We start from the raw sequence: 12,908 nt of genomic DNA, 5'->3' as shown, positions 1-12,908 counted from the left end.
CGTCCGGAGTTTCGCGTCTAGGCCATCGTGAACTCCGCCTTGAGCTCGCTCCAGAGCCACTGGAAGACCGGGCTGACATCGACCGAGAACGCCTCGCGGGTTATGGTCAGCCCCTCGGCGACGGCCTTGGCATCATTGAAAAAGCTGGCCAGCAGGAAATCGCTGCCGGGCTGGGCGTCATAGGCATAGCGTACCAACTTGGCCGACGGCTCGCCGCATTTCGCGAGGATGATCTGGCCGACCGCAATGCCCAGCGCTGCGCCGGCCCAGCTGTCGATTGGATAGTGCATACCGGCGACGGTGCGATTGACGGCGATGCGTTCCGCCTGCTTGTGCAACAGAGCGACGAGCTTTTCGCCGGCCGGGAAGTGCTTCTTGCCGACATCGGAGCTGACCAGGCCCGACAGAACGGTCGCCACAGCGAAGGCCTCGGTAGCGTGCCCGCTCGGGAAGGAGCCGTGATCCGGCGTCGGCAGCATCGGCAGGACGCGTGCCCCGATATCGCCGGGTCGCCGGCAGGCGAGATGGTGCTTCGCGATCATTGCAACATTGCCGGCGATGACCATGGCGATGTTCATCAGCTCGAGGGTTCGCCGGTTGCGCGCGGTCAGGCCGAGGATCGAGCCAAGATAGTCCGGCGGCAGAGCGACCTGATTCAGAATCTCCGTCGCGCGTTCGCCGCGCTGATCCATATAATTGCGCAACTGCTCGAGCTGCGCGGCGAACACCGCCATGGCGGGGCGCTTCACGACGTAGAACGTGTTCGTCCCGGGCGTGGCGCCCTCGCGCTGGCGATAGAACAACGCAACCTCTCCCTGGGAGGCCGCCGGCTCATAGGCCGCAGCCCAGTCCAGATCGCGCATGAAATCGGTCAGGTAGAGCGATGCGCGGACCCAAGGGGACCAGCGCCCCAGATTGTGCTGAGGACCAGCCGTGAGGTGATGCGCTGCCCGCGCCTTGACGAGATCCAGCGGATCGTCCGGATCTGACGCATGTCCGAACAGAATCTGTGCGCTGAGCATCAGGCCGGTTGCCAAGGCGGGATCCGCCGCGCCGCCGGCGATTCCGCCCATGTTCCCCATATTGCCCATGTTTCCCATGTTGCCGGCGGCAGCCATGTTTCCCATATTTCCCATGTTGCCGAAGATCGCCATGTCAGCCCCCCAAAGGTATTCGCGCAGCAATCAGAACCCTCTCCATTTTCCGTCCCATTTCGGATTCGGCGGAGGGGTGAGTTCTCATGTATTCGGATACGGTAAAGTCCGGCTGCCGGCGCATTAGGTCTTCCGCAGCCGCGCGGAATTTTTCAGTCTTGTCGGCGTAGTATGCGGCAAACAGGAGAATGCGGAGCGTCGAGAGATGACGATCGTTCTTGCGAAGCGAGCGCTCGGCCAGTTCCAGGGCGTGGTCGTAGTTGCCGATCGAGAGATAGGCGCCTGCGGTATGGGCGTCGTAATAATAGTCGAAGGGGTCGATCGGCGAGAGCGCACGTGCCGTCTCCGAGGCTCGCACCGCCTGTTCGCCTTCGTTGCGGAAGGTGTGCAGGGCGCTCTTCAGGAGCCAGCAAAGAGCCTCGTTTGGATTGGCCGATAACGCCAAATCGTAGCGCTGTTCCGCGATGTCGAGGCGACGGAACAGATTGCTGTGGGCGAAGCCGTCGATCGTCAGGCAGAAGGCGTTGTCTGGGCTAAGGTCGAGCGCGCGGGCCGAATGATCGAGGGCGAGCTGCTTTTCGCGTGGGGTGTCGCTGCTCCAACCGTTGAAGATGCCGTGGATGTACCATTTGCTGAGCCAGGCGTGGATTTCGGGCGTGCGCGGCGCACGCCGCAGTGCCTCTTCGATCAGCTCCCGCGCGCGGGCAAAATCCCTCAATGTGGTGCGGTGCATCAGGCCGACGCCGGCGACGAGCAGGCGATGATCGGCGATTTCGGCGGGGACATGCCCGACGCTGTGGCTGATCGCTTCGTCGGCGATGGCGGCTCCCACAGCCTTGACGACGATGCCTATCCCGGCTGCCGACAGGCCGAGAAAATCCTGGGCCGTGTAGGCGATCTGGCGCGTGAACAGGATGCGGCTCGAGCTGACGTCGACGAAATCGAGGTCCAGCACCAGCTTTCCGCCGATCCGCCGCAGGCTTCCCGACAGGCAAAAATGCGCCTGGAGTACGGAAGCGACGCCGGCAAGATCGAAACCGGTCTTGACGAACTGGCGGCTCGACAGATGTGAGATAACCGCCAACAGCTTCGAGCGGCTAAGGGACCGGCAAATCTCCTCGGCCAGCCAATCGCCAAGAATGGCGTCGTGCGGATCGGAGCTGATCGCCCGAAACGGTAGAACTGTCACCACCGGGAGGGGAGTGGGCAGAATGCTGTGGCGCTGATGACCGAACAGGCCTTCGAGTTGTGCCGCATTCTGGCGAATGCCCGCCAACCACTGTGCGAAGCCGATCTCGCGGATGTCCAGTCCTTCGAGAAACTCGCCTATTCCCGGGGCGCCTACGAAGGAGACCGCACTGAGGTCGAGTGTTACGTCTGAATTCGTGCTCGATAGAACCTTGCCGTAACTGTCTCCCATCACCTGCTTGATGTCGGCAAGCGCCCTGCGCAGGCTTTGCCGCCCGGTATCGTAGCAAGCGACGCCCCAAAGCGTTTCCTGCAGAAAACTGCGCGTCCGCCGCCCGAAGGGCGCGGTCGCCAGCAGAGCAAACAGAGCGCGATGTTTGCTGCCGGTGATCTCGAATCCATTGGCACCGAGCCCCCGAATGGTGCACGCGCCAAACAGACTGATTTCGATGACCTTACTGGACATAGCTAAACGTCGCCCACAATCCCCAAAGATGACGTAGCACCAAATAGCTTTCGACAGAAAGTGACTTCACACTTTCTTCACGCGCCGGCGAAATCGGGATCGTTTACATTGCGTCATGCATGAAACGAGAGGGGATTGGTGACGCCATGGCACGAACTCCGACCTGCACTACCGACGTGCGGGACGTCGCAGATTTCCACCTGCGCTGGCAAGAGTTCCGGGCCATCGCCACCCGCGCCGCCGGGAAGACCGTTCTTACACCCGACGAACGCTGGGTGATCAGCTGGCTCGTCGCTCTCGCGGACCGCGTCGGCGAGGGCGACGTGCGGCCGCGGACGGCAGTGGCCGCCGCGCCGGACATCCCGCCGAAGAAGCCGGACGACGCCTGACCAAATCCAGCCAAGACGCCGTCGCGCGCCGGGCAAAACCCGCGCCGATGGTCGGTCGGTCTCTGCCTACCCTTACACCTCAACCATCGGGGAGCTCCATCGATGCCCACACCATTCCAGAACAAGCTCGCGGCAACCGCGACCGATCAGCATGTGAAGTTTCGGGATCATCACGAAACCGACCTGCCATTGCGCAAGCAGATCAAGAAATTTTGGGAGGAGATCGGCCTCACCTTCCCCGGGGTCGGCACGCCCTGGTCGGCGGTCTTCGTGTCCTGGTGCGTCAAGAGCGCCGGCGCCAGCGCCACCGAGTTCCGGTTTTCGGCGCAGCACTCGGTCTTCGTACATCGCGCCATCGCGGATGCCGGTGATCCGGCCGCCTTGTTCAAGGGGCGACGCATCGACGACTACGCGCCGAAGGTCGGCGACATCCTGCAGAATAATCGAAGCGGCAATACCTTCGACTTCGCGCATGCGAGCAGCCATGCGAGCTATCCGTCTCATTCAGCGGTGGTGATCGAGACAGGCACCGACGCCCAGGGGCGTTATCTCCTGACGATCGGCGGCAACGAGAACGACACTGTCGGCCGCCGGATCGTCCGCCTGGCGTCAACCGGCAAGGTTCGCCAGCCGGTGCCCGACCACTTCATCAGCATCATCGAGACCCTGAAATAGCGGGCTCGCATCGTCACGCCGGCCGACCGCGAGCGATCGCGGCCGGCGTTCCGGAGAAGCTTGAAGAAGGGGGGTGGCCATGCCCGATTTCTCGATAGTCAGCGACGGCAATCCGCAAACCAAGGGCACACGTTGGCGGGCGAACCATGACGGGCCGGAACCCACGACCTTCCTGATCGGCCAGACCGTGTCGTTCAGCGACGGCGATGGCAGCCATCGCGGCCTCTATCAGACCAGGGTTCTCGATGAGATTCCGGCGCTGCACTACGACAGGTTTGAGGCCGAGGCCGAGAACGGCCTGTGGGCCCATTTCATCTGGCCGACCGTGGTGGCCGAGAGCGCCGGCGGACATCACCTGCTGATCAACACCTATGATCGGGCCCGCTTCACGTTCGGCTTCTACCAGCTGGCGGCGCATACGCCGGGCGACAACCTGATCCTGCTGTTCCGCGAGCTGCTCACGCTGCCGGCCGCCGCCAGCTACTTCCCGGACCTGACCTTGAAGAGCGGCAAGGTGCATCGCCGGGAAGGCGGAGCGCTCAGGTCGCTCGAGGTCGTCACCAATGTGCTCAGGCCCAACGGCAAGTTCGAGGACCAACTCGTCGGCTTCATGAGCTATCTCAACCCGGACACGCTCAATGCTGGCGAGATCGAGGCGCTGAACAGCGCCAGGCTGATGCACTGGTTATTGGACGATCCCGACGCAGTCGCGGCCTCCGTCCGGGTGGCCCTCGCCATTCTGCGACGCAAGGTCAAGGCACAAGCCAACGCGTTCAATCTGGCGGGAAAGGACCCGCGTCTGGCGATTTGGGTGTCGGATATCCGCCATCAAGGGCGCGGTACGAGCGACCAGATCAAGGCGGCGCTCGTTGCGGGCACGCTTGCCGGCCGGCTTGCCAGCCTCGCCACGATCGGGGCGTCTGCCCACGCGACGCGCATCGCCAGCGTGAAGCGGAGCATCCGAATCTTGCAGGACGAAGGCCGCTTCGCCGGCGTGGTCCTGGGGGATGACCGCCTGCCCCTGTGAAGCAATTCCAGACCAGCCCGGAGATGCAGCCATGACTATCTCGAATCCACTTCTCGATTTCGCGATCGGCATGATCGCGTTCTTCCTGACGGCGTCGCTACTCGTCACCGCACTGCAGGAAGTGATCGCGCAGGGGCTTGACCTACGCGCCAAGGACCTGCGCAAGAAGATCGGCGAGATGCTGAAAGCTGGGGGTGACGCGATTAAGGACGGCATCACGACCGAGACCTTCTTTGATCATCCGCTGGTCGCGGCGCTGAACACCCGCGGCGACAAGATCGGTCCGTCCTATATCCCGCGCGACGTCTTCACCAAGGCAATGAAGGATCTCTATCTCACCGGACATGCAGGCGAGGCAGTCATCACCGCGGCTCGGGGATTGGACAACGATGGCTCGCAGGTCAAGCGTGCGCTCCGTCTGTTCGCTGAGCAGGCGAACGACGATCTCGAGGCCTTCGACAAGGCTATCGGCGACTGGTTCGACGGTGTCATGGATCGGCTCTCGGGGCTCTACAAGCGCCGCGTCCAGTGGATACTTTTCCTCATCGGATTCGGCATCGCTGGCCTCGGCAACCTTGACGCGCTGAAGGTCGGTGCCTTTCTGGCGGGCGAGCCGGAGGCTCGTGCTGCGATCGCCGAAAACCTCCAGGGGCATCAGGAGAGGCTCAGGCAAACGAGTCTCGATGACCCGCAAAAGCGCGAGACCTTGCGCGCCGAAATGATCAAAGAGCTTGAGCGCGCAAAAGTACCGATAGGCTGGAGCACCACGGTGGCGCCCAAAGCGGAGCTGACGGCCCTGGCCCTAGCTGTCGCCGGCTGGCTACTGACCGCGCTCGCCGCGATCATCGGGGCGCCCTTCTGGTTCGACACGCTGAAGCGCTTCGTCAACATCCGCGCTGCCGGCCCGGTTGGGAAGAGGAGCAGCTGAGTAACGCTCCGCCCGAGCTACCACGCCCGGGCTGAGGCCGCCGACAAGAGATACGGGATCAGGCCGGCAAACGCTCACGGCGGGACAGGAAGTCCGTCGTGTTCTCGCGTGGTGGAGCATTTCGAAAATGGGGGGTGGCATGAACAGATCTTCTTTGCCGGCGAGCATCTCAGCGCTGGTGTTCCTGTGCGGCTGCACGGTCAGCGCCAGTCAGCAGAATTTCGGAACCGCGGCGACCACCGCCGCCGCGGCAGGGGGCGCGACTGCTTCATTCGCGGCGCAAGTCTATTCGGAGCAGAGATTTACCAGCCTGTCTCATGATTTTCTGTCTCACAGGCCCGCCGAACAGGTGTCAGCCAAAAGCTGCCCGACGACTGCGGAAAACGAGGTTAAGAAGAGCCGAGAGAGGAAGGAGGCCTATGATAAAATCGTCGTTACCTATGTGGAAACCTTGAATGGGTATTTGAGTGACAACATCAACTATCTCAAATACGCGGAAGAACTGAACGGGGCTCTCGATCAGGCGAAATCTATACCACTCGGAGCCCAATATTCAGGTCTAATTGACGTAATCAAGCCGTTCGTGACTGTCTTCTCAAAATCCCTCAATCAGTACCAGCTCGTTGAGGACATGAGAAGGATCACAAAGCACGCGGAAGGCGCGCACCCGAAGCTGACTGTGGTCATCGAGGACCTCAAGCGGCGGCTGCTGTCGAGCAATGAGCAGATCAACGCCGAGATCGTTACCTGGGAAGAATGCGAGCGAAACCGGTTGCGGCTGATATACTCGGATCGCTCGGTCACGACCGCCGAGATGAACACTTTGTTTGAAGCGTTTTTCCTCAAACTTGAGACGCTGAAGGGGAGGAGGGGTGTCTTTGCTGCCGAACGCAAAAGCCTGGACGACCTTCTGAAGACTCACGAGAAACTCGCCAAGGCGAAACTCAACTGGAGCGACTTTCAAGCGGTGGCGAAAGAGGCCACCGCCTTGGCCAAGGAATTCAAGGCCGCGCTGGACGCCACGCAGAAGGCGCTTTGACCCGCTGGAACTCCAAGCCGCTGCTCAACTGACCCTGGCAACAGTCATTTTCCGAGGGATCACATAACATTGCCTTCGAAGGATCTTCTCGAGCGCATCAAGCTCGCCTTCGGCATCGTGATTGGCGGCCTACGCCTCGCCCTGCTGGCGGCAATGCTCATCTGGCCAGGGCGAGTCGCTGGGAGCATGGCAAAACATCTGGCTGCCGCCGGCATAGAGGTCTCCAAATTTGCGTTTCTCGGCATTGAAGCCAAGATCATCAAAGCCGGCGAAGTCGTCGAAGAAGCTGCCGCGAAGGCGCGGGCCGAGCTGGACAACGGCAATGCCAAGCTCGCCGAGCTACCACACCTCCTGCTCTGTCTCGGCGCCGGCACCTGCTCAGCTACTGAGCAGGGCAAGATTGCAGCGATACGGATGTCCACGGCAGACCCTTCGCCCATTTTGGAATCCGCCCGCCAGGATTTCGACAGCGCCATCCAAGTCCGGCAAGCCACGGCAGCGCTCACGACGACGCCACCAGCGAGCACGGGAGAGCGCGCTTAGATTGCCATCAGCGGCGGCGACCGAGACCTCGCTGCGGCGCAACATGAAGTTGGGAAGCTCCGGGCTGCAGGTTTCCCGTCCGAGCAGGTTGGCCTCCTCCTGCAAGATGGCTGGTATCGGACTGTGGTTTACTACCCGACGAGGGATACTGCGAGTAACGCAGCTCCTACGATCGCCAAGGCTCTCGGACGTCAGCCCTATCTCCGCGAATTCAACCGCTGGTGCCCGAGCGCCGTCGCCATCGAGAGCAAATATGTGCGCTGCGGGGCGGCATGATCACCAGTCACCGGAGATTACCATTTTGCTGAGTGCTGGCCGTTGCCCTGGCAGGAGGCCGGGCTGCGCCATTTGCGGACGTTGAGACGATGCCAGGAAGCGGACCTTGTCCGCGGGCCGAAAGCCACGATCCGGTTTCCCGTATTGCAACGTAAGCCAACCGAACAACCACCGGACCATCCTGTCGCCTCCCATCCGACTGCGATATCCTCTGGCTATGAAGCTTAGCCAGAGCATACGGTTCTGCACATCTGCCGACGGCACTCGCATCGCAGTCGCATCGTGCGGAGAAGGACCGGTGATCCTGCGCGCGGCGCATTGGCTGAGCCACGTCGACTACGACCTCGAAAGCCCGGTCTGGCGCCCCTGGCTTCAGGCGCTTTCAGCTCGAAGCCGTTTCGTGAGATACGATCCGCGCGGTAGCGGCCTGTCCGAGCGATATGTCGCCGATCTTTCGATCGAGGCGTGGAACGCGGACCTGGATGCCGTGGCGGAGTCGATCGACGAACCGCGCTTCGTGCTTCTCGGTCTCTCGCAGGGCGGCGCGCTCGCGGTCGCCTATGCACTCCGTCATCCCGAACGCGTATCGCATCTGGTTCTGCTCAACGCTTATGGCCAAGGCGGAAGGGCTCGCGCGCAGACGGAGGCCGAACGACTGGAGGCTGAGACGCTGGTGAATTTCATCCGCATCGGATGGGGGCGTGACAATCCAGCATTCTGCCAGTTCTTCACCAATCTCTTCATCCCCGACGGAACGCCCGAACAGCATCGCTGGTGGGGCGATCTCGAGCGGGTTACCGCGAGCGCGGACGTCGCCGCTCAACTGCTTAGCAATATGCAGGGAATCGATGTGGCCGAACTTTCCAGGAAAATCAGCGTCCCGACCTTGATACTCCACAGCCGCGGCGACATGCGCGTGCCGTTCAGCGAGGGTTGCAAGCTCGCGGCCGCGATCCCCGGCGCTCGCTTCGTGCCGCTCGAGAGCAAGAACCATGTGCTGCTGCCGGATGAGCCGGCCTGGGCGGTGTTTCATGCTCAACTTGCCGCCTTCCTCGGCTGGGATCAGCCTGCACAGCCGCGTGCGATCGTTCAAGCCGGCCTGACGGCTGCCGAGACGGCGATCCTGAAGCTCATCGCAGAGGGGCTCGACAACCGGGCGATCGCGCAGAGGCTCGGCAAGAGTGCCAAAACGGTGCGCAACCAGTTGTCGGTGATCTTCAGCAAGCTCGGCGTGCATAGCCGGTCCCAGGCGATCGTCCTGGCACTCGGCGGCGAGCAACCCCCGACCGATTGACGCCGAGCGCGGGACATCTGTCCTTCCGATTAGCCGCATTTTTCCGCCCGCGCGGGACCGCGGCCACATGCGCGGCGACCAGATGGCCCTCATCCTCCAAGCCTGCCGGACCCGGCTCAGGGCAAGGAGGATCCGCCATGACCCAACTCGACGAAGCCACCCTCAACGAACTCGTCGGCCGCGTGCTTGGCGATATCGGCGGAGCGGTCAGCTGCCTCTGGTTCGAATCGGTGACGCGCTCGGTCTCTACAGAACGCTGAAGGAGATCGGCCCGGCGACCGCCGACGAGCTTGCCGAGGCAGCCGGATGTGCCGCCCGCTATGTGCGCGAGTGGCTCTCGGCGCAGGCGGCATCCGGCTATGTGCGCCACGAAGGCGGGTCGTTCTCGCTGACGCCGGAGCAGTCCTTCATCTTTGCAGAGCCCGATAGCCCGGTCCACCTGATCGGTGCGTTCGACACGGCGGCGGCGATGGTCGAGAACCAGCCGAAGGTGCAGGCGGCGTTCAAGACTGGACGCGGCGTCGCCTGGGGCGAGCAGGCGGGCTGCATGTTCTGCGCGGTGGCGCGGCTGTTCCGTCCGGGTTACGTCAACGCCCTCGTGCAGGATTGGCTACCCGCGCTCAACGGCGTCGTTGACAGGTTGAAGGCGGGCGCGACAGTCGCCGATGTCGGCTGCGGCCACGGGCTCTCGACCATCCTGATGGCGCAAGCGTTCCCGAAATCACACTTCACCGGATACGATTTCCACCCCGCGTCGATCGCGGCCGCCATCGCGCATGCGCGATCGCACGGGCTGACCAATCTGACATTCGAGGTCGGCCGGGCGCAGGACTTCGGCGGCCGCAACCTCGACCTGATCACCTGCTTCGACTGCCTTCACGACATGGGCGATCCGCAAGGCGCCGCGTCGCATATCCGCAAGGCACTGAAGGTCGGCGGTACATGGATGGTGGTCGAGCCAATGGCGGGCGATGCACTCGATGACAACATCAATCCGGTCGGACGCATCTACTACTCTGCATCGACGATGATCTGCGTTCCGACATCACTGGCGCAGGAGACAGGCCTCGCGCTGGGCGCCCAGGCGGGCGAGAAGCGGATCGCCGAGGTGATCCGCTCTGGCGGGTTCAGTCAGGTGCGCCGCGCCGCAGAGACGCCGCTCAACATGGTGCTCGAAGCGACCTGAGCCGGTGCGATGGGCGCCGCTTCCCAAACTTTCTCATCGCTCGCAGCAGTCCCGGAGCGATCCGACGATGCTTGCGCTTGTGCCAGGGTGGGCGACGCTGCCACGCCGATGTTCGTCGTCGCCTTTCCGAACTCACTCAGGAGCGTCCGTCATGCTGAGGGCGCCGGTAGCGGAAAGAGCGTCCTGACATACAATGTCAGCCCATACTGAACCGCTCCGCGATCCAGGCCCCGTTCTGTTCTGCCGATTGCCGGACGCGGTCAGAACTCTTCCCAGCCTGAGTCGCTGGCGCGGCTGTTGGCGACCTTCTTGGCCGGTGCCCGGACGGCCGGCGCGGCGGCTGCGGGCCGCGGCGCGGGTGCCTGCGCCTGCGCCTTGGTCTGCACGAAGGCGGCTTCAGCGAGCTTGCGCAGGCGCGCCGGCTCGGAGGTCGACGCTGCCGGCGGGCGATAGGCAGCGGGAGCAACCGCCCCCTCCTGCCCGGTCTTGAAGGCGGCGACGAGGTCGTTGAGCTGTCCGATGCGGGAGGAGAGCGAGGCGGCCGACGCCGCGCTCTGTTCGGACAGCGCGGCGTTCTGCTGGGTCATCTCGTCGAGATGGGCCACCGCCTGGCTCATCTCGTCGATGCCGTTGGCCTGCTCTCCGGCGGCCGAGGAGATGTCGGCGATGGTGGCGGCGACCTTGCGGGAATGGCCGAGGATCTGGCTCAGCTGGTCGCCGGCCTGGCGCACCAGCTTGACGCCCTCGCCGACCTCCATGTTCGAGGACGAGATCAGGCCGGAGATGTCCTTGGCGGCGGCGCTTGAGCGCTGCGCCAGGGTGCGCACCTCCGAGGCCACGACGGCGAAGCCCTTGCCGGCATCGCCCGCCCGGGCCGCTTCCACCGCCGCGTTCAAGGCCAGCAGGTTGGTCAGCAGCCGCCCCTCATGCACTCCTCCAGTCCATGCACGGCGTTCAACAGCCCGTAGCTGCCAATCCAGGCGCGAGACCGGATTGATGAGCAGGCCTCATAACCCCAATCGACCCTGCTTCTGGAACGCTTCCAAACTCTGAGCCGTTTGGAAAGCAGCCAGCCGCGCCGTGCGGCCTCGCACCGGCGTCTCCATGGGATGCCCGGTCAAGGCGAGGTCTCTGCGAGCAGCGTCAATTCCGGAGCGAGCATGCATTTTCCCAGCGATCTGGCGGCGACACGCCGCGACCTCCTGATCGGCACCGCAGCTGCGGTCGCGACGACCTCGTCGTCTTCGCGGCTGGCGGCCCAAGCCCCGGCCGATATCGGCCCCGTCATCGCGCCTGTCTCGTTCGAGGTGAACGGCGCGCAACGCGAGTTCAGTCTCGATGCACGCACGACGCTGCTCGATGCGCTGCGCGAACACCTCCACCTGAACGGCACCAAGAAGGGCTGCGACCACGGCCAATGCGGCGCCTGCACGGTCCTCGTCGATGGCCGGCGGATCAATTCCTGCCTGACGCTTGCCGTCATGCATCAGGGCCAGCGCGTCACCACGATCGAGGGCCTCGGCACGCCGGACAACCTGCATCCAATGCAAGCCGCCTTCGTCAAGCATGACGGCTTCCAGTGCGGATACTGCACGCCGGGCCAGATCTGTTCGGCTGTCGGCGTTCTCGACGAGATCAAGGCCGGCGTCCCCAGCCATGTCAGCGCGGACCTGACTGCCACTCCCGAGGGATCGGAAGCCGAAATCCGGGAGCGCATGAGCGGCAACATCTGCCGCTGCGGAGCTTACTCCAACATCGTCGATGCCATCACCGACGTCTCCGGGAGGAAGGCATGAAGTCCTTCACCTACGAACGGGCCAGTACGCCGGCCGAGGCCGCCTCGGCGGCCGCGCGCAACACAGGCACCCGCTTCATCGCGGGCGGGACCAACCTGCTCGACCTGATGAAGCTGGAGATCGAGACGCCGCGGCATCTGATCGACGTCAACAGCCTCGCCCTCGATACGATCGAGCCGTTGCCGGACGGCGGCCTGCGGATCGGCGCCCTGGTGCGCAACACCGACCTCGCCGCCGATGCCCGCATCCGACGCGATTACGGGGTTCTGTCGCGGGCTTTGCTGGCCGGCGCCTCGGGCCAGTTGCGCAACAAGGCGACGACGGCGGGCAATCTGCTCCAGCGCACACGCTGCCCGTATTTCTACGACACCAACATGCCCTGCAACAAGCGCCAGCCCGGCAGCGGCTGCTCGGCGCTTGGCGGATTCAGCCGATCCCTGGCCATCGTCGGGGCGAGCGATGCCTGCATCGCCACTCATCCCAGCGACATGGCTGTGGCGATGCGGGTGCTCGATGCGCAGGTCGAGACGGTGAGGCCCGATGGCACGACGCGGCGTCTGCCGATCGCGCAGTTCTATCGGGCGCCAGGCGACACGCCCCAGCTCGAAACGGCGCTCGCTCCCGGTGAGCTGATCACGGCTGTCACGCTGCCCAAGCCGGTCGGCGGCATGCATGTCTATCGCAAGGTGCGCGACCGCGCCTCCTACGCCTTCGCGCTGATCTCCGTCGGCGCGATCGTGCAGCGCGACGGCAGCGGCCGTGTGGCGCTTGGCGGCGTCGCCCACAAGCCCTGGCGCATCGAGGCCGCCGAGGCTGAGCTGCCGAAAGGCGCCAGGGCCGTGACGGAGCGCCTGCTGGCGAATGCCAAGACCACCGACGACAACGCATTCAAGCTCCCGCTGGTCGAGCGCACGCTCGCCGCCGTGCTTGTCGAAGCGAGGGCCTGA

At 63.9% G+C, this 12,908-nt stretch carries 13 protein-coding genes and 1 pseudogene; 11 read left to right on the top strand and 3 right to left on the bottom strand.

Annotated features, from left to right (window positions below):
* Positions 1 to 17 precede the first annotated feature (17 nt).
* Both AC1DYU_RS14250 and AC1DYU_RS14245 read right to left on the bottom strand, forming a co-directional pair.
* The gene (locus AC1DYU_RS14250; protein ID WP_476792188.1) at positions 18 to 1,154 is read right to left on the bottom strand and encodes a phosphatase PAP2 family protein; all 1,137 of its coding nucleotides are present in this window, start codon (positions 1,152 to 1,154) and stop codon (positions 18 to 20) included.
* 1 nt (position 1,155) lies between these two features.
* Positions 1,156 to 2,808, bottom strand: coding sequence for a hypothetical protein (locus AC1DYU_RS14245; protein WP_476792187.1), 1,653 nt, complete (start codon positions 2,806 to 2,808; stop codon positions 1,156 to 1,158).
* A gap of 146 nt (positions 2,809 to 2,954) precedes the next feature.
* Between AC1DYU_RS14245 and AC1DYU_RS14240 the strand changes: the two genes are divergently transcribed.
* From AC1DYU_RS14240 to AC1DYU_RS14200, 9 genes and pseudogenes are all read left to right on the top strand, one after another.
* On the top strand, positions 2,955 to 3,197 hold the full coding sequence (locus AC1DYU_RS14240; RefSeq protein ID WP_476792186.1) for a hypothetical protein: 243 nt from the start codon (positions 2,955 to 2,957) through the stop codon (positions 3,195 to 3,197).
* A 102-nt stretch (positions 3,198 to 3,299) separates the two neighbouring features.
* The gene (locus AC1DYU_RS14235; RefSeq protein ID WP_476792185.1) at positions 3,300 to 3,872 is read left to right on the top strand and encodes a DUF2272 domain-containing protein; all 573 of its coding nucleotides are present in this window, start codon (positions 3,300 to 3,302) and stop codon (positions 3,870 to 3,872) included.
* Positions 3,873 to 3,951: 79 nt separating this feature from the next.
* The gene (locus AC1DYU_RS14230; RefSeq protein ID WP_476792184.1) at positions 3,952 to 4,899 is read left to right on the top strand and encodes a hypothetical protein; all 948 of its coding nucleotides are present in this window, start codon (positions 3,952 to 3,954) and stop codon (positions 4,897 to 4,899) included.
* A gap of 70 nt (positions 4,900 to 4,969) precedes the next feature.
* The gene (locus tag AC1DYU_RS14225; RefSeq protein ID WP_476792183.1) at positions 4,970 to 5,827 is read left to right on the top strand and encodes a hypothetical protein; all 858 of its coding nucleotides are present in this window, start codon (positions 4,970 to 4,972) and stop codon (positions 5,825 to 5,827) included.
* Between the two features lie 139 nt (positions 5,828 to 5,966).
* Complete coding sequence (locus AC1DYU_RS14220) at positions 5,967 to 6,866, top strand: hypothetical protein (protein ID WP_476792182.1); 900 nt, start codon at positions 5,967 to 5,969, stop codon at positions 6,864 to 6,866.
* Between the two features lie 69 nt (positions 6,867 to 6,935).
* Positions 6,936 to 7,409, top strand: coding sequence for a hypothetical protein (locus AC1DYU_RS14215; RefSeq protein ID WP_476792181.1), 474 nt, complete (start codon positions 6,936 to 6,938; stop codon positions 7,407 to 7,409).
* Positions 7,410 to 7,685, top strand: coding sequence for an SPOR domain-containing protein (locus AC1DYU_RS14210; protein WP_476792405.1), 276 nt, complete (start codon positions 7,410 to 7,412; stop codon positions 7,683 to 7,685).
* Between the two features lie 217 nt (positions 7,686 to 7,902).
* On the top strand, positions 7,903 to 8,979 hold the full coding sequence (locus tag AC1DYU_RS14205) for an alpha/beta fold hydrolase (RefSeq protein WP_476792180.1): 1,077 nt from the start codon (positions 7,903 to 7,905) through the stop codon (positions 8,977 to 8,979).
* Between the two features lie 137 nt (positions 8,980 to 9,116).
* A pseudogene (locus tag AC1DYU_RS14200) lies at positions 9,117 to 10,165 on the top strand (class I SAM-dependent methyltransferase).
* Positions 10,166 to 10,425: 260 nt separating this feature from the next.
* Here the strand turns inward: AC1DYU_RS14200 and AC1DYU_RS14195 are convergent.
* Entirely contained in the window at positions 10,426 to 11,097 is a 672-nt protein-coding gene (locus AC1DYU_RS14195) for a methyl-accepting chemotaxis protein (protein ID WP_476792179.1), read from the bottom strand.
* A 228-nt stretch (positions 11,098 to 11,325) separates the two neighbouring features.
* Between AC1DYU_RS14195 and paoA the strand changes: the two genes are divergently transcribed.
* Complete coding sequence (gene paoA, locus AC1DYU_RS14190; protein ID WP_158482718.1) at positions 11,326 to 11,961, top strand: aldehyde dehydrogenase iron-sulfur subunit PaoA; 636 nt, start codon at positions 11,326 to 11,328, stop codon at positions 11,959 to 11,961.
* The gene (locus tag AC1DYU_RS14185) at positions 11,958 to 12,908 is read left to right on the top strand and encodes an FAD binding domain-containing protein (RefSeq protein WP_476792178.1); all 951 of its coding nucleotides are present in this window, start codon (positions 11,958 to 11,960) and stop codon (positions 12,906 to 12,908) included. The genes paoA and AC1DYU_RS14185 overlap by 4 nt, the downstream gene beginning before the upstream one ends.

Source organism: Allobosea sp. P2_B12, from assembly GCF_056404835.1.
This window is presented reverse-complemented; position numbering and strand designations above follow the sequence as displayed.